Origin of the sequence: Serinibacter arcticus, from assembly GCF_004786095.1 — a bacterium.
GTDB classification, from domain to species: Bacteria; Actinomycetota; Actinomycetes; order Actinomycetales; family Beutenbergiaceae; genus Litorihabitans; species Litorihabitans arcticus.
Window position 1 is genome coordinate 112,507 of sequence record NZ_RHPJ01000001.1, and the last position, 24,758, is coordinate 137,264.

24 protein-coding genes and 1 pseudogene are annotated in these 24,758 nt (G+C 73.6%); 3 read left to right on the forward strand and 22 right to left on the reverse strand.

Going from position 1 to position 24,758, the window contains the following annotated elements; translation table 11 throughout:
* Window positions 1-101: 101 nt before the first annotated feature.
* The 9 genes from rpsO to SERN_RS00565 form a co-directional block, all read right to left on the reverse strand.
* Window positions 102-371 (reverse strand): 30S ribosomal protein S15, encoded by a 270-nt coding sequence (rpsO, locus tag SERN_RS00525; protein WP_135848201.1) that lies wholly within the window; start codon window positions 369-371, stop codon window positions 102-104.
* Window positions 372-458: 87 nt separating this feature from the next.
* Window positions 459-1,427 carry a bifunctional riboflavin kinase/FAD synthetase gene (locus tag SERN_RS00530; RefSeq protein WP_135848202.1) on the reverse strand — a complete coding sequence of 323 codons (969 nt, stop codon included), beginning with the start codon at window positions 1,425-1,427 and terminating at the stop codon, window positions 459-461.
* Between the two features lie 43 nt (window positions 1,428-1,470).
* Complete coding sequence (locus tag SERN_RS00535) at window positions 1,471-2,223, reverse strand: alpha/beta fold hydrolase (protein ID WP_135848203.1); 753 nt, start codon at window positions 2,221-2,223, stop codon at window positions 1,471-1,473.
* Between the two features lie 27 nt (window positions 2,224-2,250).
* Window positions 2,251-3,198, reverse strand: a complete 948-nt coding sequence (gene truB, locus SERN_RS00540; protein WP_135848204.1) for a tRNA pseudouridine(55) synthase TruB — start codon at window positions 3,196-3,198, stop codon at window positions 2,251-2,253.
* Window positions 3,195-3,677 (reverse strand): 30S ribosome-binding factor RbfA, encoded by a 483-nt coding sequence (rbfA, locus tag SERN_RS00545; RefSeq protein WP_135848205.1) that lies wholly within the window; start codon window positions 3,675-3,677, stop codon window positions 3,195-3,197. Before rbfA ends, truB begins: the two co-directional genes overlap by 4 nt.
* On the reverse strand, window positions 3,674-6,553 hold the full coding sequence (gene infB, locus SERN_RS00550; protein WP_135848206.1) for a translation initiation factor IF-2: 2,880 nt from the start codon (window positions 6,551-6,553) through the stop codon (window positions 3,674-3,676). Before infB ends, rbfA begins: the two co-directional genes overlap by 4 nt.
* A 125-nt stretch (window positions 6,554-6,678) precedes the next feature.
* On the reverse strand, window positions 6,679-6,921 hold the full coding sequence (locus SERN_RS00555) for a YlxR family protein (RefSeq protein WP_233251371.1): 243 nt from the start codon (window positions 6,919-6,921) through the stop codon (window positions 6,679-6,681).
* 112 nt (window positions 6,922-7,033) lie between these two features.
* Window positions 7,034-8,062 (reverse strand): transcription termination factor NusA, encoded by a 1,029-nt coding sequence (gene nusA / locus SERN_RS00560; protein ID WP_135848208.1) that lies wholly within the window; start codon window positions 8,060-8,062, stop codon window positions 7,034-7,036.
* On the reverse strand, window positions 8,062-8,550 hold the full coding sequence (locus SERN_RS00565; protein ID WP_135848209.1) for a ribosome maturation factor RimP: 489 nt from the start codon (window positions 8,548-8,550) through the stop codon (window positions 8,062-8,064). The genes nusA and SERN_RS00565 overlap by 1 nt, the downstream gene beginning before the upstream one ends.
* 80 nt (window positions 8,551-8,630) lie before the next feature.
* On the opposite strand from SERN_RS00565, the gene SERN_RS00570 reads away from it, so the two are divergent.
* Window positions 8,631-9,689 (forward strand): hypothetical protein, encoded by a 1,059-nt coding sequence (locus tag SERN_RS00570; RefSeq protein WP_135848210.1) that lies wholly within the window; start codon window positions 8,631-8,633, stop codon window positions 9,687-9,689.
* Here SERN_RS00570 and SERN_RS00575 read toward each other — a convergent pair whose 3' ends face one another.
* From SERN_RS00575 to rpsB, 12 genes are all read right to left on the reverse strand, one after another.
* On the reverse strand, window positions 9,690-10,394 hold the full coding sequence (locus SERN_RS00575; RefSeq protein WP_135848211.1) for a hypothetical protein: 705 nt from the start codon (window positions 10,392-10,394) through the stop codon (window positions 9,690-9,692). It lies immediately after the preceding gene.
* Between the two features lie 50 nt (window positions 10,395-10,444).
* Window positions 10,445-11,155, reverse strand: coding sequence for a hypothetical protein (locus SERN_RS00580; RefSeq protein WP_135848212.1), 711 nt, complete (start codon window positions 11,153-11,155; stop codon window positions 10,445-10,447).
* A 33-nt stretch (window positions 11,156-11,188) separates the two neighbouring features.
* Entirely contained in the window at window positions 11,189-12,994 is a 1,806-nt protein-coding gene (locus tag SERN_RS00585; protein WP_135848213.1) for a proline--tRNA ligase, read from the reverse strand.
* Between the two features lie 31 nt (window positions 12,995-13,025).
* Window positions 13,026-13,856, reverse strand: a complete 831-nt coding sequence (locus SERN_RS00590; RefSeq protein ID WP_233251372.1) for a GNAT family N-acetyltransferase — start codon at window positions 13,854-13,856, stop codon at window positions 13,026-13,028.
* Between the two features lie 30 nt (window positions 13,857-13,886).
* Complete coding sequence (locus tag SERN_RS00595) at window positions 13,887-15,197, reverse strand: M50 family metallopeptidase (RefSeq protein ID WP_135848215.1); 1,311 nt, start codon at window positions 15,195-15,197, stop codon at window positions 13,887-13,889.
* A gap of 7 nt (window positions 15,198-15,204) precedes the next feature.
* Window positions 15,205-15,879, reverse strand: coding sequence for a DivIVA domain-containing protein (locus tag SERN_RS00600; protein ID WP_233251373.1), 675 nt, complete (start codon window positions 15,877-15,879; stop codon window positions 15,205-15,207).
* Window positions 15,876-17,123: a 23S rRNA (adenine(2503)-C(2))-methyltransferase RlmN gene (rlmN, locus tag SERN_RS00605; protein WP_135848216.1), complete on the reverse strand. Its 1,248-nt coding sequence runs from the start codon at window positions 17,121-17,123 to the stop codon at window positions 15,876-15,878. The genes SERN_RS00600 and rlmN overlap by 4 nt, the downstream gene beginning before the upstream one ends.
* A gap of 51 nt (window positions 17,124-17,174) precedes the next feature.
* A complete protein-coding gene (locus SERN_RS00610; RefSeq protein ID WP_135848217.1) occupies window positions 17,175-18,248 on the reverse strand; it encodes a phosphatidate cytidylyltransferase in 1,074 nt (357 codons plus the stop codon).
* 8 nt (window positions 18,249-18,256) lie between these two features.
* Window positions 18,257-18,814, reverse strand: a complete 558-nt coding sequence (frr, locus tag SERN_RS00615; RefSeq protein ID WP_135848218.1) for a ribosome recycling factor — start codon at window positions 18,812-18,814, stop codon at window positions 18,257-18,259.
* Between the two features lie 97 nt (window positions 18,815-18,911).
* Window positions 18,912-19,604: a UMP kinase gene (pyrH, locus tag SERN_RS00620; RefSeq protein ID WP_233251374.1), complete on the reverse strand. Its 693-nt coding sequence runs from the start codon at window positions 19,602-19,604 to the stop codon at window positions 18,912-18,914.
* Window positions 19,605-19,740: 136 nt separating this feature from the next.
* Window positions 19,741-20,586, reverse strand: a complete 846-nt coding sequence (gene tsf / locus SERN_RS00625; protein WP_135848219.1) for a translation elongation factor Ts — start codon at window positions 20,584-20,586, stop codon at window positions 19,741-19,743.
* Window positions 20,587-20,628: 42 nt separating this feature from the next.
* On the reverse strand, window positions 20,629-21,612 hold the full coding sequence (gene rpsB / locus SERN_RS00630; RefSeq protein ID WP_135848220.1) for a 30S ribosomal protein S2: 984 nt from the start codon (window positions 21,610-21,612) through the stop codon (window positions 20,629-20,631).
* A 453-nt stretch (window positions 21,613-22,065) separates the two neighbouring features.
* Here rpsB and SERN_RS00635 point away from each other — a divergent pair, with 453 nt between their 5' ends.
* Window positions 22,066-22,683 (forward strand): murein hydrolase activator EnvC family protein, encoded by a 618-nt coding sequence (locus SERN_RS00635; RefSeq protein WP_135848221.1) that lies wholly within the window; start codon window positions 22,066-22,068, stop codon window positions 22,681-22,683.
* 407 nt (window positions 22,684-23,090) lie between these two features.
* Window positions 23,091-23,339, forward strand: a pseudogene (locus SERN_RS00645) (VOC family protein); the annotation flags it as partial.
* Window positions 23,340-23,585: 246 nt separating this feature from the next.
* Here the strand turns inward: SERN_RS00645 and SERN_RS00650 are convergent.
* Complete coding sequence (locus tag SERN_RS00650; protein ID WP_332888450.1) at window positions 23,586-24,572, reverse strand: tyrosine recombinase XerC; 987 nt, start codon at window positions 24,570-24,572, stop codon at window positions 23,586-23,588.
* Window positions 24,573-24,758: the final 186 nt, after the last annotated feature.

A 24,758-nucleotide genomic window follows, 5' to 3' on the forward strand; every position in this document is an offset into this window, starting at 1 on the left:
CGGGTGGATGTGGTGCTGGTGTGACGGGACGAGCGGGTGGTGCTGGTGGCGCATGCACGACCGGCCCGGACCCGAGAGGGTCCGGGCCGGAGCGCGGTGTGCTAGCGGCGCAGACCGAGGCGGGCGATCAGCGAGCGGTAGCGCTCGATGTCGACCTTCTGCAGGTAGCCCAGGAGGCGGCGACGCTGGCCGACCAGGAGCATGAGGCCCCGGCGGCTGTGGTGGTCGTGCTTGTGGAGCTTGAGGTGCTCCGTCAGGTCCTTGATGCGCTGCGTGAGCATCGCGATCTGGACCTCGGGCGAACCGGTGTCACCCTCGGTGGTGGCGTACTCGGCGATGATCTGCTGCTTGACGGCGGCATCGAGAGGCATGGTTCTCCTGTGGTGTCGTTGCGCGGCGCACCGGGGCTGGTTCACCCGGGCAGAGAGGTCCGCGGCCGTTCTGACGGCGTCTTCACCCTACACCAGGCGCTGGTCCCCCAGCACCTCCAGCGCCTGCGCGCAGTCGGTGTGCATCTGGGCCACGAGCGCCTCTGCGCCCTCGTAGCGCAACGTCGGGCGCAGCCGCCGCACGAACTCCACCACGACCTCCTCGCCGTACAGGTCGAGGTCCGTGCGACCGATGACGTGGGCCTCGACCTGACGCGTGACGCCGTCGAACGTCGGGTTGGTGCCGACGGAGATCGCCGCGGGCAGCCGCTCCCCGCCGCCGCCCGTCGCCGCGCCCGAGCCCCGCACGAGCCAGCCCGCGTAGATCCCGTCGGCGGGGACGGCGCCGGAGGAGGCGGGGTCGAGGTTCGCCGTCGGGAAGCCCAGGAGGCGGCCGCGCGCCTCGCCGTGCACGACGGCGCCGCGCATCGCGTGCCGACGCCCGAGCACCTCGGCCAGCTCGTCCATCCGTCCTGCGGCGAGCAGCTCGCGCGCCCACGTGGAGGACCAGCGCCGGTCGGCGTCGGAGGCGACGTCGGCGAGCACCTCCACGTCGAACCCGTAGCGGCGGCCGAGCTCGGTCATGGTCGTGCGGTCACCGGTGTTGCCGGCGCCGAACCGGACGTCGTGCCCCACCACGACGAGCACGGGTCGCAGGGTGTCCACGAGGTAGCGCCGCACGAACTGCTCGGGCCCCTGCGAGGCGAAGTCGGGCGTGTAGGCGACCACGAGCACCGCGTCGACCCCGGCCTGCGCCACGAGGTCGAGCTTGTCGCCCAGGCCGGTGAGCTGCTCCGGCACGGCCTCGGGCCGGTGCACGCTCGAGGGGTGCGGGTCGAACGTCATGGCGACGGCGATCGCGTCCCGGCCGCGCGCCTCCTCGACGACGTGCCGCAGCACCTGCGCGTGACCGCGGTGAACGCCGTCGAAGTTGCCGATCGTGACCACGCTCGGTCCCGTGCCCGCAGGCACGCGCCCCAGTCCTTCCCAGACCTCCACGCCACTCTCCTGTTCCGGCCCGCCGGAGGTGGCGAGCAGTCCTCTAGCCTGCCACCTCGCCGGGGTCCCGCGATCCACGCACCACCCCGCGCACCAGGTCCGCGAGCGCGGCGGGGGCCCGCACCGGCACCATGTGGCCGACACCGGGCACGACGGCGAGTCGAGCACGCGGGATCGAGTCGACGATGAGCGCGGTGTGCTCCGGCCGGATCGCGTCGCGCTCCCCCACCACCACCAGGACCGGCTGCGTCAGCGCCCCCAGCGCGTCGGGGTCGATGCGGGGGTCGTGCACCATGAGCCCGAGCCGCTCGGCGAGCGGCCCCAGCGCCGGCGCGACGCGCGAGCCGAGCACCGTGGCGGCGTGCGCGACGTCGGTCGTCAGCTTCGAGAACGGCGTGAGCCCCTCGGGAAACAGGTTGGCCCCGACCACCACGAGCGGGCCGACGGCGTCCGGGTGCCGCAGCGCGAGCTCGAGGGCGATGTTGCCGCCGTCGCTGAAGCCGACGACGACGGGCCGGTCCAGGCCCAGCGCCGCGAGGGTGGCCGCGACGTCGTCGGCCATCGACGCGATCGTCAGCCCCCGCTCACCGCGCGGGGACAGCCCGTGACCGCGCGAGTCGAGCCCGACCAGCGTCAGGGATCCCGCCAGGTGCGGCACCAGGGCGTCGAAGACGCGGTGGCTCTCGGAGTTGCCGTGCAGCAGCACGACGGGCGCGCCGCGCCCGACCGCGACGGCCCACAGCGGCCCCACGAGCGCGCCGGGGTGGTGGATCGAGCGGAGGTCGGTGCCGGTCACGCCACCAGTGTGGACTCAGCTGGTGTCTCAGCGCGGCGCGAGCACGATGACGGGCTTCGCACGGACGGCACCGTCGCGCCGCTCGTCGCCCAGGACGGCCACGAGCACACCGTCGGGGCCGACGGCGGCGACGGGCCCGTCCTCGCCCGAGGCGTCGATGCGCTGGCCGTAGCCGAGCGAGGCCGCCTCGGCGGCGTCGACCCGCCGCACCGGCATCACGGCCCCGGCGGCGTCGGCCGGGCCGATCAGGGCGATCTCCCCCGCCTCGCTCGCGGCGGCGAGCGCGTCGAGGTCGGCGGCGCGGTCGAGGTCGAACCCGCCGACCCTGGTCCGGCGCAGCGCCGTGAGGTGTCCCCCGGTGCCGAGCGCGGCGCCGAGGTCGCGCGCGATGGCGCGGATGTAGGTGCCGGACGAGCACGTGACGCGCACGTCGACGTCGAGCACGGCCGTGCCGTCCTCCGCCGCACCCCGACGCACGTCCGTCACGACGAGCTCGCTCACGGTGACGGGCCGCGACGGCAGCGCCACGTCCTCACCCGAGCGCACCCGCGCGTAGGACCGCTGACCGTCGACCTTGATGGCGCTCACCGAGCTCGGCACCTGGAGGATGTCGCCCGTCAGCGGGACGAGCGCGTCCCGGACCGCCGACTCGGCGATCCCGGCCGCGCCGGCCGAGGACGTGACGTCACCCTCGGCGTCGTCCGTGACGGTGTCCTGACCGAGCCGGATCGTGCCGAGATAGGTCTTGTCGGCCCCCACCACGTAGGTGAGCAGCCGGGTGCTGCGCCCGACGCCGAGGACGAGCACGCCCGTGGCCATCGGGTCCAGCGTGCCGGCGTGGCCGACCTTGCGCGTGCGCAGCAGCCGCCGCATCCGGGCGACGACGTCGTGCGACGTCCAGCCCGCGGGCTTGTCGACGACGACGAGGCCGTCCGGGGCGTCCCCGAACGGCCTCGTCTGCGTGCTCTCGTTCAGGACGTCGCCTCGCCGGCGTCGTCCCGCTCCGCGGCGTCGTCCTGCTCGTCGGCGCCGATCACGACCGGCTTGCGGTAGGGATCGGCGTCGCCCGCGTACACCGCCGCGGCGGCCAGGGCCGCCACCTCGGCGTCGCGCTCACGGGCGATGCGGAGCGCCTCCGCGATGTCCGACGCGGTCTGCGGCGTGCGGTCCAGCTGGAAGATCAGCGACGGGGTGAACTTCACCCCGGTGCGCCGACCCACCTCGGTCCGCAGCAGACCCTTGGCCGACTCCAGCGCCGCCGTCGTCGAGGCGACGTCGTCGTCCGTGCCGAGGACCGTGTAGAACACGGTCGCCTGCTGGAGGTCGCCGGTCACCTTGACGTCGGTCACCGTGACGAACCCGAGCCGCGGATCCTTGATCCGCTGCTCCAGCATCACGGCGACGATCTCCTTGATCGCCTCGCCGAGCCGGATGGCACGAGAGTTGTCGCTCACGCCGTGCGCTCCTTCTCCCGCGTCTCGAACGTCTCGATGACGTCGCCGTCACGGACGTCGTTGAACGAGCCGAGCCCGATACCGCACTCGAAGCCCTCGCGGACCTCCGTGGCGTCGTCCTTCTCGCGGCGCAGGGACTCGATCTTCAGGTTGTCCCCGATCACGACGCCGTCGCGCAGCACACGTGCCGAGCTGTTGCGACGGATGAGGCCGGAACGCACCAGCGAACCGGCGATGTTCCCGAACTTGGAGCTGCGGAAGATCTGACGGATCTCCGCGGTCCCGAGCTGGACCTCCTCGAAGATCGGCTTGAGCATGCCCTTGAGCGAGCTCTCGACGTCGTCGATGGCGGCGTAGATGACCGAGTAGTACCGGATGTCGACACCCTCGCGGTCGGCCAGCTCGGACACCCGGACGTCCGGACGCACGTTGAAGCCGATGATGACCGCGTTGTCGACGGTCGCGAGGTTGACGTCGTTCTGCGTGATCGCACCGACACCGCGGTGGATGATCCGCAGGTCGACCTCGGCACCCACGTCGATCTTGAGCAGCGCGTCCTCGAGCGCCTCGACGGCACCGGACACGTCGCCCTTGAGGACGAGGTTGAGCGTGGAGACCTTGCCCTGCTCGAGAGCGAGGGTGAAGTCCTCGAGGCTCATCCGCTTGCGACGCTTGGCCAGGTTGGCCGCGCGGTCGGCAGCATCGCGCTTGTCGGCGATCTGGCGGGCCGTGCGGTCGTCGGGCGCGACGATGAACGTGTCACCCGCACGCGGGACCGACGTCAGACCGAGCACCTGCACCGGACGGGACGGGCCCGCCTCCGACAGGTTGTCGCCGTGGTCGTCGAACATGGCACGGACGCGGCCGTAGGCCTTGCCCGCCACGATCGAGTCGCCCACGCGCAGCGTGCCGGACTGGACCAGGACGGTCGCGACGGAACCGCGACCCTTGTCCAGGTTGGCCTCGATGGCCACACCGCGCGCGTCCTTGTCGGGGTTGGCGCGCAGGTCCAGCGACGCGTCGGCCGTCAGGAGCACGGCCTCGAGCAGCTCGTCGATGCCCGTGCGGTTCTTGGCGGACACGTTGACGAACATGGTCTCGCCGCCGTAGGCCTCGGCGACGAGGTTGTACTCGGTCAGCTGCTGCATGACCTTGTCGGGGTTCGCCCCCTCCTTGTCGACCTTGTTGACCGCGACGACGATCGGCACACCGGCGGCCTGCGCGTGGTTGAGCGCCTCGATCGTCTGGGGCATGACGCCGTCGTCGGCCGCGACCACGAGGATCGCGATGTCGGTGACGTCGGCACCACGGGCACGCATGGCGGTGAACGCCTCGTGACCGGGGGTGTCGATGAAGGTGATGGCGCGCTCGGCGTCCTCGTGCTCGACCGACACCTGGTAGGCGCCGATGTGCTGCGTGATGCCGCCGGCCTCGCCCGCCACGACGTCCGTGGAGCGGATGGCGTCGAGAAGCTTCGTCTTACCGTGGTCGACGTGACCCATGACGGTCACGACCGGCGGACGTGCCGCCAGGTCGTCGTCGCCCTCGGCCTCGAGCTCGGCGTCCAGGTCGATGTCGAAGCTGCCGAAGAGCTCGCGCTCCTCGTCCTCCGGGGACACGACCTCGATGACATAGCCGAGCTCGGCGCCCAGCGCCTCGAACGTGTTCTCGTCGAGCGCCTGCGTGACCGTGGCCATCTCACCGAGGTGGAACAGCACCGTGACGAGGCTCGCCGGGTTGGCGTCGATGCGGTCGGCGAAGTCCGCGAGGCTCGCGCCCCGACGGATGCGCACGACCGTGCTGCCGTCACCGCGGGGAACCTGCACCCCACCGATCGACGGCGCGGACATCTGCTCGAACTCCTGGCGCTTCGCCCGACGCGACTTGCGTGCGCGGACCGGGCGGCCACCGGCGCGACCGAACGCACCCTGCGTACCACCGCGGCCGCCGGCACCGGGACGGCCACCGCCGCCTCCGGGACGACCGCCGCCGGCACCCGGCGCACCACCGGGAGCGCCACCGAAGCCGGGGCGTCCGCCACCGGCACCGGGACGACCGCCGGGACCACCGCGACCGGCACCTGCGCCACCGCGAGCGGGGGCGCCGGGACGACCGACGGAGCTGCGCGCCGGCATGGCGCCGGGCGAGGGGCGGGGACCGCCGGGACGGGGGCCACCGGCACCCGGACCGCCGGTGCCACCCGGGCGAGGACCGGCGGCGCCGGTCGGCGCGCCGGCACCCTGAGCGGGGCGAGGGCCGCCGGCGCCACCGGCACCGCCGGGACGGGGCATGCCCTGCGACGGCGCGAACGGGTTGTTGCCCGGACGTGCGGCGCCGCCGGAGCGAGCCGGACGGGGCATCCCCTGCGACGGCGCGAACGGGTTGTTGCCCGGACGCGCGCTGCTGCGCGGGCCGGGGGTGGCGCCGGGAGCGGCGGGGGCCGACGGAGCCGACGCCGCGGGAGCCACGGGGGCGGCCGGGGCCGGAGCGGCGGGCGCGGGTGCCGCGGGACGCGGAGCACCCGGACGGGCCGCGGCCGGAGCCGGGCTCACCGGGGCGGGCGCGGCCGGGGCATCGCTCGGCGCAGCGGCCTGCGGCGCGCTGGGCGCGGCGGGTGCCACGGGGGCGGGGGCGGACGGCGCGGGCGCCGGGGCGGCGGGTGCCGCAGCGGCGGCCGGCTTCGGGGCCGGCTTGTCTGCGGGCTTCTCTGCGGCGGGCGCGGTGGGGAACTTCTCCCTCACGCGGCGCTCGACGGGGGACTCGATGGTCGAGGACGCCGACTTGACGTACTCCCCCATCGACTTCAGCTGGTCGAGCAGATCCTTGCTGCTCATCCCGAGGTCTCGTGCAAGTTCGTGCACGCGGGTCTTGGCCACAACTCTCCTTCTCCGGGTCCACCCGGGAAGGGAGGACCTCGTCTACTGGTTCGAGCTCATTGCTGAGTGCTCATCGGGGGCCCATCGGCGTCTCATCCCGCTCTCGCTCGTGAACTGCTGCTCGATCACTCCGGGCGGATGGCCGCTCGGAGTGCTGCCTCGACCTGCGAGGCGTCCGCGTCCTGCAGTCGCAGGGCGCGGGGTACGGCGTGGCGCGCGAGCGCCCGGTCCAGACAGCTGTGCTGCTCGTGCAGCCACGCTCCCCTGCCCGGGGCGTCACCACGCCGGTCGAGCACCACCTGGGTGGTGCCCGGAACGGCGACGACGCGCACCAGGGCGGACCGCAGGGCCTTCGTCCGACACCCCACGCACGTGCGTACCGGACCCGATCCGAGGCTCGCCGCAGTGGCGTCGGTCTCGGATGTCGGGGCTGGTTCGCGTCCTGGACGCGGGCGTCGGGTCGTCGACCCGCCCATCAGTCTACCCCTGACCGCGCTCGTCGCCCACCGGCCCACGGTCCGGGGCCTCGTCCTGCGGCGCGGCGTCGGACCGGATGTCGATGCGCCACCCGGTCAGACGCGCGGCCAGCCGTGCGTTCTGACCCTCCTTGCCGATGGCGAGGGAGAGCTGGTAGTCGGGGACCACGACGCGCGCCGCGCGGGCGGCCTCGTCCACGACGGTGACGCTGGTCACGCGCGCCGGGGACAGCGAGGCTCCGACGAACTTGGCGGGGTCCGGGAAGAAGTCCACGATGTCGATCTTCTCGCCGCGCAGCTCGGCCATGACGGCGCGCACGCGCTGACCCATCGGGCCGATGCAGGCACCCTTGGCGCCCATCCCGGCGACGTGCGACTCGACCGCGACCTTGCTGCGGTGGCCGGCCTCCCTCGCCAGGGCCACGATCTCGACGCTGCCGTCGGCGACCTCGGGGACCTCGTGCTCGAACAGCCGGCGCACGAAGTTGGGGTGCGTGCGCGACAGCGTGATCGACGGCCCGCGCGGGCCGCGGGCGACCTCGGTCACGTACGCCTTGATGCGCTCGCCGTGCGCGAGGACCTCGCCCGGCACCTGCTCGTGCGGGGGCAGCACGGCCTCGACGCCGCCGCCGAGGTCGACCAGGACGATGCCGCCGCGTCCGCCCTGCTGCACCACGCCCGAGATGAGCTGGAGCTGCGAGCCCCGGTACGCGCCGAGCACCTGCTCGTCCTCGGCGTCGCGCAGGCGCTGCACGATGACGCTGCGCGCCGTCGCCGTCGCGACGCGGCCGAACCCGTCGGGAGTGTCCTCGTAGGTGTGCGTCGCGACGTCGTCGCCCTCACCGGTCGTCTCGGTGACGAACACGCTCACGTGCCCGGTCGACCGGTCGATCTCCACGCGGGCGCGGTCCTTCGCGTCCGGCGTCTTCTCGTAGGCGGTGAGCAGCGCCTGCTCGATCGCCGAGACGAGCACGTCGAAGCCGATCTCGCGCTCGCGCTCGATGAGCCGCAGCGCGGCCATGTCGATGTCCATCAGTTCTCCTCCAGGCGGCGCATCTCGACCTCGACCGTGGCCGTGGTGATCTGCGCGTAGGTCAGCGTCTCGTGGGTGCCGTCGGGGGCGCCGTCGCGGGAGACGGTCACCCCGTCGTCGTCGGCGGAGCGCACCCTGGCGACCAGGGTGCTCCCGTCGGTCAGGGCCAGGCGCACGAGGCGTCGCTCGGCGCGGCGGAAGTGGCGGGGCTGCGTCAGGGGACGGGACACGCCGGGCGAGGACACCTCGAGCGTGTAGGCACCCTCGACGACGTCGTCGGCGTCCAGGGCGTCGGAGATCTCGCGCGTCACCTCACCCAGCAGGTCCGAGCCCAGAGATCCGGGGCCGTCGGCGAGGTCCAGCACCACCACGACGGTGCGCAGCCGACCACGGGTGCGCAGCTGCGCGCTCTCCGCGACCAGGTCGTGGCTGCTCGCCAGCGGTTCGACGACCGCGCGCAGTCGTCGGTTCAGCTCCTCGGCCGTCATGACGCCTCCCGTGTGTAGTTATGTGCGCTTCCCGCGGCGCGTACCCACGCACCGCAGCCGGACAAGACTACCGTTGCCCCGTGCCCCGCTCCGCCTCCTTCCTCACCCGTCCGCCCCGCACCGGGCGTCACGACGGCCTCGCCCCCGGGCGTGCGAGCGTCACCCTGGCGGCCTGCGTCGCCGTGCTCGTCGGGCTCACGAGCGGCTGCGGCGTCCGTCTGGAGCAGCCGGAGCCGCCGCCCGTGACGGCCGACGCCGCCGAGACCGCTCGCGCTGGCGCCGTCTCCGACGCCGAGGCGATCGCGACCGCCGCGACCGCGGCGCAGAGCGATCCCGCCGCCGCGTCCGTCGTCGACCGCCTGCAGCAGATCGCCGCCGCCAGCGCGGCGCACGCTCAGGACCTCGGCGGGGAGTGGGCGGGCGCCTCGGGTGCCGCCGCCGACCCGGCATCGGAGACCGACGGCACCGCCGACCCGTCCGTGGCGCCACCCGTCACGGACCTGGTCGGGACCGTGGCACTCCTGGTGACCGGCTACGACGACGCGCGCTCCGACCTCGCGCAGGTCCCCGGCAGCACCGCGACCGTGCTCGCCTCGGTGGCCCTGTGGCGCGCGCTGGCCGCGCACGAGGTCGTCGGGACGACCGGCGTCGCCCCGGCGGCTCCCCTGCCCACGGGCGGCACCGACACCAACGCGCTCCGGCTGGCGACGTTCCGCGACGTCGACGCCCTGGTGCGCGGACTCGACGCCGCCGCGTACGCCTACGAGGTGCTGGCCGCGCGCGACGGTGACGACGCGCGTCAGACCGACTGGAACCGTCGCGCCGCCACGCTGCGCCGCACGGCGGAGCTGCTGGCCGCCCGGGCGGGATCCACCGGGGGCGAGGCCGATCCCCGCGAGGCGATCTACGACGTCGGGCCCCTCCTGGACGGCGACCCCGTGGCCGCCGCGATCGCCCTGGAGACCGAGGTCGCCTCGCTGTGGGTCACCAGCGCCCTTCCGGCCGCCTCCCGCACGGTCGGGCTCGACGCGGCGCTCGAGGCGCTGCTGCGCGCCCGCGCGCTGGGCGCGACAGGACCGCTCGACTCCCCCGCCGTGGTCCTGCCGGGGCTCCCCGGCCCGGCGGCGAGCACCGACTGATCAGACGGGCGCGTCCGTGGGACCGCCCACCCCGCGCAGCCGCTCCCACACGGGCGCGGGGACCAGCGCGAGCAGCTCGCTCCCCTGCTCCAGGACGGCGTCGACCTCCGCCGGGTCGTGCCGCCCGGTGCGGAACAGCAGCAGCGAGTCGCCCTGGAACCGCAGCGCCCGCTCGGGGGCGGCGAGCAGCCGGCGGCAGAACGCCTCCGTCAGCACGTCGTGCGCGAGCTCGGTGGAGTCTGTCCTGATGTGGAAGGCGTCGTCGAACTCGCGGAAACCGATGTGGTAGTCGGTCCCGAACGCGTCCGAGAAGAACCGCCCGAACGCGGACTGGGGCCGCACCTGCAGCATCGGGGTGCGCACGCCGAGGTGCAGCGAGACCACCGAGAAGTGGTGCGTGGTGCTGTTCTTGCCGTTGCTCGTGACGTAGGTGTAATCGAACGCGATGAAGGGCCAGCCCCGGTGGGTGCCCTCGAGCACCTGGGAGGCACGACGGCGCCGCCCCCGCTGGAACGGTTCGCCCCCGAACCGGTCCTCCAGACCGGTGCCGTCGGCGTGGAACAGCCAGCCGCGCGCCGCCGCGTAGGCGACCAGCGCCTGCGTCCGCTCCCGGCTCCGCCTGGCGGAGACGACCCCGCTGACGACGATGATCGCGATCACCACGCCGAAGATGACGAAGAACGACGGGAAGGAGGAGTTCGACATGCCGTCGACCCTAGGTGGCGACGAGGGTGCCGTGGGGGACGGGCCGCGCCTCAGAGCGGCGCGTCGCTCGGGCCGCCCCGCAGCCGCGCCCAGACGTGGGGCGGGACGAGACCGAGGAGGTGCGCGGCCTGCGCGAGCACGCCGTCGATCTCGGCGGCGGCGTGCCTGCCGGGCCGGAACACCAGGAGCGAGTCACCGTGCCAGCGCCAGGCGCGGTCCCGGGTCGCGAGCAGCATCTCCGCGACCTGCGGTCCCAGGACGTCCAGGGCGAACTCCGGCGAGTCCGTCCGGACGTCGAAGGAGTCGTCGAACGGCGCGTGACCGATGCGGAAGTCCGAACCGAAGGAGTCGGCGAAGAACCGCCCGAACGCCGACTGCGGTCGGACCTGGAGCAGCGGGGCCCGCGCCCCGAGGTGCAGCGAGACGACGGAGAACCAGCTCGTGGTGTCGCGACCGTCGTTCCCGCTGCTCGTGACGTAGGAGTAGTCGAACGCGATGAACGGCCAGCCCTGGTGCACACCCTCGAGCACCTGGGAGGCGGTCCGGCGGCGCCCGCGCCCGAACGGATCACCGGTGAACCGCTCCTCGAGGCCGCGCCCGTCCGGGTGGAAGCGCCAGCCGCGGGCGGCCGCCAGACCGGCCAGCTCTCCGACCCGTGCGCGGTTGCGGCGCGCACCCACGACCACGAGCACGATCACGAGAGCGAGGAGCCCGACCGCCGCCAGCGCGACCAGCAGCAGGAGCAGGATGCTCGTCACCATCGGTGGGTCCCCCGTCGTCCATGATGCTTCGGCTCAGCGCAGCGACGCCACGACCTCGGCCACGTGCCCCGCCGCCCCGGCGACCTTGACCTCCTCGGTGACGCCGGCGGCGCGGCGACGCACCTCGACGACGCCGTCGGCCAGACCGCGTCCGACCACGACCACGACCGGGACGCCGAGCAGCTCGGCGTCGGCGAACTTCACGCCGGGCGAGACCTTGCGGCGGTCGTCGATCAGGACCTCGAGGCCACGTTCCTGCGCCTGGGTCGCGATCTCCTCGGCCGCCGTGAACACGGCCTCGTCCTTGCCCGTGGCGATGATGTGCACGTGCGCCGGGGCGACGGCGACCGGCCAGGTGAGGCCGCGCTCGTCGTGGAAGTTCTCGGCCAGCGCCGCGACGGCGCGCGAGACGCCGACGCCGTACGAGCCCATGTGCACGACGCGCGACTTGCCGTTCTGGTCGAGCACCGTCAGGCCGAGCGCCTGGGAGTACTTGGTGCCGAGGTCGAACACGTGACCCATCTCGATCCCGCGCGCCAGTTCGAGCGGACCGGAGCCGTCGGGCGCCGGGTCCCCGGCGCGCACCTCGGCGGCCTCGATGGTGCCGTCCGCGGTGAAGTCGCGACCGGCGACGAGCTCGAACACGTGGCGCCCGGCCTCGTCGGCCCCGGTGATCCAGCGGGTGCCCGGCACGACACGGGGGTCCAGCAGGTAGCGGACGGCACCGGCCAGGACGCGGCCGTCGGGCGCGACGTCGCGCGCTCCGGCCGCATTCGGTCCGAGCGCGCTCGGACCGATGTAGCCCTTGACGAGCTCGGGGTGCGCGGCGAAGTCGGCGTCGCCAGCCGCCTCGACGGCAGCCGGCTCGACAGCGGCCTCGAGACGCTTGAGGTCGACCTCGCGGTCGCCGGGCAGGCCGATGACGACGACCTCGCGACCGCCGTCGGGGTGCGTGAGCGCGACGACGACGTTCTTGAGCGTGTCGGCGGCGGTCCAGCTGCCGTCGGGGCGGGGGAACCGCGCGTTCGCGACGTCGACCAGCGAGGCGATCGTCGGGGTGTCCGGCGTGTCCTCGACGTGCGCCGCGGGGGCGCCGTCGAACGGGACCGGCTCGGGCACCGGCGTCGTGACCGCCTCGACGTTGGCCGCGTAGCCGCCGGCCGAACGGACGTAGGTGTCCTCGCCGATCGGCGACGGCGAGAGGAACTCCTCGCTGCGCGACCCGCCCATGGCACCGGACGTCGCCGTCACGATCACGTAGGGCAGACCGAGCCGCGCGAAGATGCGCTCGTAGGCGTCGCGCTGGGCCTGGTAGGAGGCGGCGTGGCTCTCGGCGTCGATGTCGAACGTGTAGGCGTCCTTCATGATGAACTCGCGGCCGCGCAGGAGGCCGGCGCGGGGACGCGCCTCGTCGCGGTACTTGGTCTGGATCTGGTAGAGCGCGAGCGGCAGGTCCTTGTAGGAGGAGTACAGGTCCTTGACCACGAGGGTGAACATCTCCTCGTGCGTGGGCGCGAGCAGGTAGTCGTTGCCGCGGCGGTCGTGCAGCCGGAAGAGGTTCGGGCCGTACTCCGTCCAGCGGTTGGTGGCCTCGTAGGGCTCGCGGGGCAGCAGCGCCGGGAAGTGGATCTCCTGCGCCCCGGCCGCGGCCATCTCCTCGCGCACGACCTGCTCGACCTTGGCCAGGACCTTCAGCCCCAGCGGCAGCCACGTGTAGATGCCGGGGGCGGCCCGCCGGATGTAGCCGGCCCGCACCAGCAGCCTGTGGGAGTCGACCTCGGCGTCGACGGGGTCGTCGCGCAGGGTTCTCAGGAACAGGGTGGACATCCGCATCAGCACGGCCCCAGCCTATGCCAGCGGGCTCACCCGCCTAGAGCACGACGGTCGCGTACGAGCCGACCTGGTCGAACCCCACGCGGCGGTACACGGCCCTGGCCGTGGCGTTGTAGTCGTTGACGTAGAGCGAGACGGTCCGCGCCCCGAGCGCGTAGGCGTGCTCGACGACGGCGGCGGTCCCGGCGGCGCCCAGCCCGTGCCCGCGCAGGTCGGGGTGCGTCCAGACCCCCTGCACCTGGGCGACGCCGAGCGCGAACGCCCCGATCTCGGCCTTGAACTCCACGCGCGGACCGTCGGGACCCTGGCCGATCCGCACGAACGAGCGCCCGCCGTCGATCAGCTGGCGCACGCGCGCGGCGTAGGCGCCGGAGCTGCCCAGCGGCGAGTAGCCGTACTCCTCCGTGAACATGGCCACGCTCGCCGGCAGCACGAGCTCCAGCTCGTCCATCACGGCGGGCCGCACCGACGGATCGGCGTCGACGGCCGGCGTGCCGGTGATCGCGAGCGAGGGTTGGTCCGCACGCATCTGGCGCGGGCTGGGCCACGCCTGCGACAGGTGGCTCCAGACCGTGTGGACCGCCGGGGCGTCCCCGACCAGCGAGGAGAACGAGCGCTGGTGCACGACGACGGCGCGAGCCAGGGCCTCCAGGCCGCGCCCCGTGGGGCTCACCGGGACGACGTTGGCCCCGACCCACGCCAGGGCCACGAGCCGACCGTCCTCGAACGCACCCCAGGCCCCCGACCCGAACGACGGGCGTGCCGCGCTGTCGGCCAGGCGGACGGCCGCCAGCACGGATCCGACGGGGTCCAGCGAGCACAGCGCCAGGGCGTCACCGAGGTCGTCGGGCCCCAGCGCCCGTGCCACCGGTCCCGCCGGGGTCCGCCAGCCCACGCCTCAGACCAGCGAGAGGGGGTCGACGATGTCGGCCACGGTGAGCAGGACGAAGACCGCGACGAGCGCGACGACCACGACGTAGGTCAGCGGGAGCAGCCGGGCGACGTCGACCGGGCCGGGGTCGGGCCGCCCGCGGCGCCGCGCGACGCGACGGCGCAGCCCCTCCCAGAGGGCGCCGGCGATGTGTCCGCCGTCGAGCGGGAGCAGAGGGATCATGTTGAACGCGAACAGCGCGAGGTTGAGCGACGACAGCACCTGCAGGAGGGTCAGCGCCGCGCCCGCCGCGCCGAAGTCCGTGGGTGTGCTCGTCGCCTCGCCCGCCAGCCGACCCACACCGATCAGCCCGACCACGCCGGGATCGCGCTCGGCCGAGCCGAAGGTCGAGGAGACGACGCCGACGAGCTGCGCGGGCAGCGTGACGACGACCTTGAAGGTCTCCCCCACGCCCTGGACGAAGGTGCTGCCGAGGTCCCCGACGCTCGCGCGCTCGAGCACCTGCGTGGGCGAGATGCCCACGATCGGGATCTGCGCCGTCGTGACGGTCCCGTCCTGGCCGACGACCTCGCGCTCGGCGACGACGGGCGTCACCGTCAGCTGGACCGGGGCGCCGTCGCGCTCGACGACGACGTCGGCGGGCGCGGTGCCGCCGTCGCGGATCGCGCCCTGGACGCTCGCCCAGTCCTGCGCCGCGACGCCGTTCCACGACACCAGGACGTCGCCGACCTCGAGTCCGGCGGCCTGCGCGGGTGAGGGGGCGTCGGCGTCGGTGCACTCGCTGGCCCCCGCCGCGGGGACGCAGGCCGAGACGGTGCCGAGCGTGGTCGTGGTGGCCGGGAGGCCGATGCCGATCATGGCGACGGCGAGCAGGACGAATGCGAGCACGAGGTTGGCGAACGGACCGCCGGCCATGATCACGAGCTTGCGCGGCACCGAGAGGGCGGCGAACGTGCGGTGCTCCTGACCGGGCGGGACCTCCTGCGCGGAGAACTCGCGCGCCTCGGCCGCGATCGAGCGCGTCCGGCGGCGCCAGCCTCCGACGGCGGCGGGGTCGCGGCGGTGCGCGGTGGCGGCGGGCAGCATCGCCTCACCCGGGAACATCCCGACCATGCGGATGTACCCGCCGAGCGGGATCGCCTTGAGGCCGTACTCGGTCTCGCCGCGACGGCGGCTGAGGAGCGAGGGGCCGAAGCCGATCATGTACTGCGTCACGAGCACGCCGAACTTCTTGGCGGGGAGCAGGTGTCCCAGCTCGTGCCAGGCGATGGAGGCCAGCAGCCCCACGACGATGACGGCGACGCCGACCCAGAACATCAGGACGTCACTCGACGGCGAGCAGCACGTCCACGACGCGGTCGAGGTAGGCGTCCACCGGGCCCTCGGCGTAGGAGCGCGAGCGCGGGGCGGAGTCGAACGTGGTGGAGCGGACCTGGCCGGCCTGGATCGGCGTGCCCTCGTCGAAGTAGGCCACGAGGCGGTCGAGCAGCGCGTCGACCTGGGCGGCGTCGTAGCCGCGGCCGTGCTGCGGCGGCGCGAACCGCTCGCCCGGGGGGCGCGTCAGGCGCTCGTACAGCGTGGTGGCGCGCTCGACGACGCCGGTCATCCAGGCGCTCTGCCCGTTCTCGGCGATGAAGTCGGCGCGGTCGGCGGCCACGAAGGCGGCCTCGAGCCGGTCCAGCGCCGAGTCGACGGCGGCGGGCGAGTAGCCGTGCCGCACGAGGTCGAACGCCGCGACGCGGACGGCTGCGGCGTCGAGCGGGCCGGCAGCCGGCGTCGCGGCCTCGGAGGCGTGTGCGTCGGCGTCGGCGTCGGCGTCGGCGGTGGCACTGGCGGTGGACGGGGGTGCGCCGAGCGCCGTCCTCCCGGTCGTCCCGGTCGTGACCTCACCGGACACGCTGCCCTCGTAGTCGTGACGGGCGCGCTCGAAGAACGCGTCGACCTGCTCGATGTCGTACCCGCGTGCCGTGGTCGACACGCGGGGGAACAGCTCCGTCACCGATCCGCCTCCTGCGCTCCGCTGGTCGTCGTGCCGACCGTCGTGCTGGTTGCCTTCTGCGACGCCGGGCGGCCGGGCTGGTCCTCGGCACCTGCGGCCAGCTGACCGCACGCACCGTCGATGTCGCTTCCGCGCGTGTCCCGCACCGTGGTGGGGATGCCCGCGTGACGCAACCGTGCCACGAACTCGTCCTCGACGTCGGGATCGCTCGCCGTCCACTTCGAACCCGGCGTCGGGTTCAGCGGGATGGGGTTGACGTGCACCCAGCCGCGTCCGCGCTTCAGCAGCTCGTCGGCCAGCAGCGTGGCGCGCCAGCCGTGGTCGTTCATGTCGCGGATGAGCGCGTACTCGATGCTCACGCGGCGTCCGGTGACCTCGAAGTAGTGGCGCGCGGCGTCGAGCGCCTCGCCCACCTTCCACCGGGAGTTGACCGGGATGAGCTCGTCGCGCAGCTCGTCGTCGGGCGCGTGCAGCGAGAGCGCCAGGGTGATCGGCATCTTCTCGTCGGCGAGCTTGAGCATCGCCGGGACGAGACCGACGGTCGAGACCGTGACGTTGCGCGCCGAGAGACCGAAGCCGTCCGGTGCCGGGTTGATCATGCGGCGCACGGCGCCGACCACGGCCTTGTAGTTCGCCAGCGGCTCGCCCATGCCCATGAACACGACGTTGCTCAGGCGGTTCGGGCCGCGCGAGGTGAGCCCGTCGCGGCTCGCGGCGGCCGCGAGGCGGACCTGCTCGATGATCTCGGCGGTCGACAGGTTGCGCGTCAGGCCGAGCTGGCCGGTGGCGCAGAACGGGCACGCCATCCCGCAGCCCGCCTGGCTCGAGACGCACAGCGTGGTGCGGTCGCGGTACTGCATGAGGACGGACTCGACCTTCGCGCCGTCGTGCATCGACCACAGCGTCTTGAGCGTCTCGCCGCCGTCCGCCGCCATCGTGCGCACGGGCGTGATGAGCTCCGGCAGGAGCGCGTCGACGAGCTCGTCGCGGGCCGCGGCGGGCAGGTCGGACATCTGCTCGGCGTCCCGCGTGAAGTGGGTGAAGTAGTGCCGCGAGAGCTGGTCGGCCCGGAAGCCCGGGATGCCGAGCTCGGCGACCTTCGCCTTCCGCTCGGCGGACGTCAGGTCGGCGAGGTGCATCGGCGGCTTGCCGCGCCGCGGGGCCGCCATCTGCAGCTTCGGCCGCCCGTCGGGGGTGGTGGCGGGGAGGGCCGTGCCGGCGGGGGTCGGGGTGGTGGTCGTCATGATGGCTCCATTGTGCCCTGCTGGCGGCCGCGTGACCGTGCGGGCGGGGTGTCAGAGGGCGGGTGCGGCCAGGGCGAGGGCGGTGACCACGACGGGGGCCGCCACGAGGAGGGCGTCGACGCGGTCGAGGATGCCGCCGTGCCCGGGGATCGAGTCCCCCATGTCCTTCATGCCCAGGTCGCGCTTGATGAGGGACTCCCCCAGGTCGCCGACGAGTCCGGCGACGACGGTGAGGACGCCCACGAGCGCGCCGACCCACCACGTCGCGTCCAGCACCAGCGGGACGAGGATCGAGCCGACGAGGACGGCGAGCGCGGTCGACCCGGCCAGCCCCTCCCAGGACTTCTTCGGGCTGATCGACGGCGCGAGCGCGTGCCGTCCCATCGTCACGCCGGCGGCCCAGCCGCCCGTGTCGCACGCGACGACCAGCACGACGACGATGAGGACGCGCCACTCGCCGTCGTCCGCCGCCAGCGCGAGAGCGAGGAACGACGCCAGGAACGGGACGTAGGCCGCGACGAAGATCGCGGCCGTGGCGTTGCGCAGCACGCGCAGTCCGCCGCCGTCCAGCGCGCACCAGACCACCACGCCGCCCGCGGTGAGCACGAACGAGACCAGCAGCGCCTCGGGTCCGGCCAGGTAGGCCGAGACGAACATGCCGACGGCGCCGACCAGGATCGGCAGCACCGGCAGCGTGATGCTCTGGCGCGCGAGGGCCGCGCGCAGCTCGATCAGCGCGCCGGCCACCGTGGCCAGGGCGAACAGCCCGAAGACCTCCTTGCGGAGGAACAGGCTGGCCACCAGGGCGATGACGAGGCCGACCCCGACGCCCACGGCCACCGGGACGTTGCGGCCCGCTCGGGCGGTCAGGACGTCGCTCGGGGTGGGCTCGGGCACCAGGGGTGCGCGGAGGTCGATCGTGGGCGGCGCCGTCGGGACGGACGGGACCTCGGGGGCGCCGCTCGTGTCGGCGGACTCGATCCGCTCGGGCTCCTGCGGCACGACGACGGTCGTGGTCTCGGCGCCGACGACGGGGAGGACGCCGGACTCCCGCAGCGCCCTCAGCTCACGGCGCGTGAGCGGGGGTGCGGGAGTCTCGGCGTGGTCCGGGTCGTGCGTGGTCATGCTGTCGCTCACACCTCGAGGAGCTCGCGCTCCTTGTTGGCGAGCAGCTCGTCGATGGTCTCGACGTGCGACTTCGTGACGCCCTCGAGCTCCTTCTCGGCGCGGGCGCCCTCGTCCTCGCCCACCTCGCCGTCCTTCACCAGGCGGTCGAGCTCGTCCTTGGCCTTGCGGCGGATCGAGCGGACCGACACGCGGGCGTCCTCGCCCTTGGTCTTGGCCAGCTTGACGTAGTCGCGGCGGCGCTCCTCCGTCAGCTGCGGGAGGGAGATGCGGATGACGTTGCCGTCGTCGGTCGGGTTCACGCCGAGGTCGGACTCGCGGAGCGCCTTGATGATGTCGTTCGTGGCGGAGCGGTCGTACGGGGAGACCAGCACGACGCGAGCCTCGGGGATCGTCACGCCGGCGAGCTGCTGCAGCGGCGTCGGTGCGCCGTAGTAGTCCACGAGGATCTTGGTGAACAGGCTCGCGTTGGCACGCCCGGTCCGGATGGACGCCATGTCCTCGCGCGCCGCCTCCACGGTCTTGTCCATCTTGTCCTCGGCCTCGAGGAGAACGTCGTCGATCACTGCAGCTCCTTTGTCGTGCGTCCGGCACGGTCGCGCGGCTGATGAGCCGCTGATGTCTCCTGCTCCCGGGCGGACCCGGGGTACGCCTGCGACCGCCTCAGGCGGTGACCAGCGTTCCGATACTCTCACCCCGGAGCGCCCGGGTGACGTTGCCGGGCTCACCCATGCCGAACACGCGCATCGGCAGCGCGTTGTCCCGGCTCAGGCTGAAGGCGGTCGAGTCGACCACCTTGAGGCCCTGCCGGATCGCGTCGTCGAACGTCAGGCGCTCGAGGCGGCGGGCGTGGGGATCGGTCCGGGGGTCGGCGGTGTAGACCGCGTCGACACCGTTCTTGCCCACGAGGACCTCGTCGCAGTGCGTCTCGAGCGCCCGCTGGATCGCCACGGTGTCGGTGGAGAAAAACGGCATGCCGGCGCCGGCGCCGAAGATGACGGCGCGGCCCTTCTCGAGGTGCCGGATGGCGCGCAGCGGGATGTACGGCTCGGCGACCTGACCCATCGCGATGGCGGTCTGCACGCGCGTGCTCACGCCGGCCTTCTCGAGGAAGTCCTGCAGCGCGAGACAGTTCATGACGGTGCCGAGCATGCCCATGTAGTCGGCGCGCGACCGGTCGATCCCGCGCTGCGAGAGCTCGGCGCCGCGGAAGAAGTTGCCTCCGCCCACGACGATCGCGACCTGGACGCCGTCGGCGACGGCCGCGGAGATCTCCGCGGCCACGCTCGCCACGACGTCGGGGTCGAGACCGATGGTCCCGCCGCCGAACACCTCGCCGGAGAGCTTGAGGAGCACGCGTCGTGCTCGGGGGGATTCCGACGTCGTCGTCACCTCGGTGCCTTCCAGGAGGGGGATGGGGAGCAGGTCGCGCCAGGTGCGCGTGTGGCCCCGGACGGTCGGGAGGTCCCGACCGTCCGAGGCCAGCGGTGGATCAGGCGCCGACGCGGAAGCGCACGAAACCGGTGAGCTCGCCACCGGCCTCGGTCACGACCTTGCCGACCGTCTTCTTCGGGTCACGGGCGTAGGCCTGCTCGAGCAGGACCTGGTCCTTGAAGAACCCGTTGAGGCGACCCTCGACGATCTTGCTGATCGCGGCCTCGGGCTTGCCCTCGTTGCGCGAGGTCTCCTCGGCGATGCGGCGCTCGTCGGCGACCGTGTCGGTCGGGACCTCCTCGCGCGTGAGGTAGACCGGGGAGTACGCGGCGACGTGCATCGCGACCTCGGTGGCGACCTCACCGGCGGGCTTGCTGCCGGCGACGAGGACACCCACCTGCGGGGGCAGGTCCTTGGCGGTGCGGTGCAGGTACGTCGAGACGACCTCGCCGGCGAGGCGGGCCACGCGGCGCACGACGATCTTCTCGCCGAGCGTGGCGGCCGTCTCGTCGACGACGTCCTGGACCGAGCGCTCGCCGATGTAGGCGGACGCGAGGGCCTCGGCGTCGGCCGCGCCGGAGGCCACGGCTGCGCCGAGGACCTTCTCGGCGAGGTCGATGAAGACCGCGTTCTTCGCGACGAAGTCCGTCTCGGCGTTGATCTCGACGAGCACGCCGACCTGGCCGTCGGCGTCGGGGGCGTCGACGACGGCGGCGGCCACGAGGCCCTCCGACGCGCTGCGACCCTCACGCTTGGCGACGCCCTTCAGGCCCTTGACGCGGATGATCTCCATCGCCTTGTCGACGTCGCCGCCGGCCTCGTCGAGCGCCTTCTTGACGTCGAGCATGCCGGCGCCGGACCTCTCCCGCAGCGCCTTGATGTCAGCAGCGGTGTAGTTCGCCATGGTGTGTGACTCTCTCTCGTCAGTGCTGGGTGTCGGGAAGGCTCAGGCCTTGGCGTCCTGCGCGGCGTCGGCCTCGGGGGCGGACTCCTGCGCGGGCGCCTCGTCGGCGGGCGTCTCGTCGGTGGTGGCCTCGGCCACGACCTCGGCGACGACCTCGGCAGCCACGGCCACCTCGTCGGTGACCTCGGGGTCGGCCTTGGCCTCCTGCGCGACGTCAGCGGCGGCGTCGGCCACCGCTGCGGACTCGTCCTTGCCGGCCTCGCTGGCGGCGAGCAGCTCCTGCTCCCACGCGGCGAGCGGCTCGGCGGCCTCGCCCGCGTTGCTGGAACCGCCGGAGTGACGCGCGATGGTGCCCTCGGCGACGGCGTCGGCGATCACGCGGGTCAGCAGACCGACGGCGCGGATGGCGTCGTCGTTGCCCGGGATCGGGAAGTCGACCTCGTCGGGGTCGCAGTTGGTGTCGAGGATCGCGACGATCGGGATGTTGAGCTTGCGCGCCTCGGCGATCGCGAGGTGCTCCTTCTTCGTGTCGACGATCCACACGGCGGAGGGGACCTTGCCCATGGTGCGGATACCACCGAGGGTGCGGTCGAGCTTGATCTTCTCCCGCTTCATCATGAGGAGCTCCTTCTTCGTGCGGCCGGAAGCGGCCACGTCGTCGAAGTCGACGTCCTCGAGCTCGGCGAGACGCGCGAGGCGCTTGCTCACCGTCTGGAAGTTGGTCAGCATGCCGCCGAGCCAGCGCTGGTTGACGAAGGGCATGCCCACGCGCGCGGCCTGCTCGGCGACGGCCTCCTGGGCCTGCTTCTTCGTGCCGACGAAGAGGATGCTGCCGCCGTGGGCGACCGTCTCCTTGACGAAGTTGTAGGCACGGTCGATGTCCAGCAGCGACTGCTGCAGGTCGATGATGTAGATGCCGTTGCGCTCGGTGAAGATGAAGCGCTTCATCTTCGGGTTCCAACGACGGGTCTGGTGCCCGAAGTGAACGCCGCTCTCGAGGAGCTGGCGCATGGTGACGACGGCCATGGCACGTCCTTTCGGCGCGGACGTGTGCCCGCGCAACTCGCGGACGCCCCCCTGGGTGCGCCCGCTGATCCGGTTGTTCCGCTGCTCGTGTCGAGCGGCGGCCTGGTGCTCGCGACGCTCCTGGACCACCCGGAGGTGGACCGATCAGGGGCGCCTCGGGCGACTGGGTCCGCGGATGCTCGACCGGCGAACCGGTCTGGACGTCCGCGGCTGTCGCACCGATGTGCGGGCACGCGATGTCAGTCGGCACATGCCGACTGCACCGGCGATACTACCCGACCGGCGAGGTCGGTCCTCGCGGTGCCGAGGATGCTGTGGTGCGAGCGGTGGCACCGGGGCCGCGACCGGCGTGGCGTGCGCGGCGACTGTCCCCCGCGACGACGACGGCACGCCACCTCGATCGTGGTGCCGCGTGCGCCGCACGCCCCGGCGTGCGCGCCCCAGGATCACCGCATGCCCCAGGTGCTCCGCGTCCTCGCCGGTGGCGCCGCCCTCGCCGCCCTCGCGACGACGGCGGTGCTCGCCACCTCGGTGACCACCCCGCCCCCGCGCCCCGCACCGGTCGCCGCGCAGGTAGCGCCGCCGCCGGTGTGGGTGTCGGCGTCGGCGTCGGCGGCCGAGGGCGCCACCAGCGCCCCGAGAGCCGTGCTCTACGCCTGGCCGGTGGAGCCGGCGACGGTGGTGCGGAGCTTCGACGACCCGGAGCAGCCGTGGCTGGCGGGCCACCGGGGCGTCGACCTCGCCGGGGCGGTCGGAGCGCCGGTCCGGGCGGCGGCCGACGGCGTCGTCGCGTTCGCCGGTCCGGTCGCCGGACGAGGGGTCGTGTCGATCGACCACGCCGACGGCATCCGCACGACCTATGAACCGGTCACCGCCACCGTCGTCGCCGGGCAGACGGTGACGCGCGGGGTGGTGATCGGCTCGCTCGCCGCCGGGCACGCGGGAGCCGGCGGTGTCGTGCCCGGCGACGGCGGCGCCACCCTCCACTGGGGCGCCCGAACCGGTCCGCAGACCTACGTCGACCCGACGCTCCTGGTCGCGGGAGAGGTGGTGATCCGACTCTGGGAGTAGTCGCTGGTTGGATGGGCGTCGTGCCCGGACTCCACCACCTCGAGATCTGGGTCGCCGACCTCGCAAGGACCCGCCGGGAGTGGGGGTGGCTCCTGGACAGGCTCGGCCTGGTGCGGACGCAGACGTGGGGCGGCGGCGAGGCGGGCGGCGAGTCCTGGGCCGTCCCGTCCGCCGAGCCCGTGGTCGTTGCCGGGGCCCACGTCGTTCCCGGGGCCCACGTCGTTCCCGGGGCCCACGTCGTTCCCGGGGCCCACGTCGTTCCCGGGGCCCACGTCGTTCCCGGGTCCGACCCCGTCCTCAGGTCTGACCCCGTCCTCAGGTCGGACCCCGTCCTCGGGTCCGACCCTGTCCCCGTCCCCGTCCCCGTCCCCGGGCCCAGCCTCGTGACCAGCGCGGCCCACCGCCCGTACCTCACCCTGACGACCTCCCCGAACCTCGGCGCGGACGTGCACGACCGGCGCCGACCCGGGCTGAACCACCTGGCCCTCCTCGGCGGGGGTCGGGCGCAGGTGGACGCGATCATGGTCGACGGCCCGGCGCACGGCTGGTTCCCGCTGTACCCCGATCGGTACCCCCACGCCGGCGGACCCGACCACTACGCCGGGTGGCTCGAGAACGCGGCCGGATTCAAGGTCGAGGTCGTCGCCGAGCCCTGACGACCGGATCGTCCCCTCGCCCTGACAGCCGGATCGTCACCGACGCAGCACCGCCGGATCGCTCCGACGCAGCACCGCCACGGACTTCCCGCTCGGTGGCTGTCACCCGGCGTCCGGTTCGCGCGCTGGTAGCCGGACCAGACGTGACAGTCGTCGAGCGAACCGGTGGAAACGTGACAGTCACCGCCCCGGTCCCCGTTCCCCGTTCCCCGTACTCCGGGGCGACGGCGGGGCCGCCGTCGAACGTCAGGCTCGCGGGTGCGCCTGGGCGAAGGCGGCCAGCAGTCGTTCGGAGCTGACGTGGGTGTAGCGCTGGGTGGTCGCGAGCGAGGCGTGGCCGAGCATCTCCTGGATCGAGCGCAGGTCGCTGCCACCCTCGAGGAGATGGGTCGCGGCGCTGTGGCGGAGTCCGTGCGGCGCGATCTCCGGACCCCCGGCCGCGGCCGACGCCGCGTGCACGAGCGTCCGGACGGCGCGCGGGTCGATGCGACCGCCGCGTCGACCGAGGAACAGCGCCCGCCCCGACCCCGGCGTCACGAGCTGGTCGCGCACCGCCAGCCAGGCACCCAGTGCCGAGGCGGCCGGGGCCCCGTACGGCACCACGCGCTCCTTGCGCCCCTTGCCCAGCACCCGGACGAGCCGTTCGGTGTGCTCGAGCGAGGAGGTGTCGAGCGCGGTGAGCTCCGAGACCCGGAGCGCCGCGCCGTAGAGGAGCTCCAGCACGGCCCGGTCGCGACGCCGGAGCGCCTCGCCCACAGGATCCGTCGCCGCGCCGGCATCGGCATCGGCGGCTGCTGCGGCGCCGGCGTCGGAATCGGTGCCGCGGCCCACACCGCCTCCGGCCCGGCCTGCTGCACCCCCGACGGCAGCGGCATCCCCGACGGCGGCCGCCGCCTGCGCGGGCGTGAGCACGGTCGGCAGCACCCTGTCGGGACGGGGGCTGCGCAGCCGGAGTCCGGGGTCCGTGCTCATGAGTCCCTGGCGCGTGGCCCACCGGGTGAACGTCCGGGCGGCCGCGCCGCGGCGGGCGAGCGTGGACCGGCTGAGCCCGCGCGCGGCCAGGGAGGCGAGCCAGCGACGCAGCACGGCGAGGTCGACGCGCGCGAGGTCGGCGCCGGAGGCCGAGCCCGGGGCGGAGGCGAGCAGATCGACGACGTCGCCGACGTAGGCCCGCACGGTGTGGTCCGAGAGCCCGCGCTGCAACGACAGGTGGGCGGCGAACTCCGCCACCACGGCGGCGTCCCCCGGGCGCACCCCGTCCGGAACGGGCGTCGGGGCGTCGGCCCCACTCGTCGCTCGCGTCGCACCACCCGTCCCCGCCACACGTTCACGGTGACCCGCCCAGCCCCTCCTGGCAAGCACCGCAACGCCGCAACGCCGCAACGCGGTGACGCCGTGACGCGGCGACGCGGTGACGCG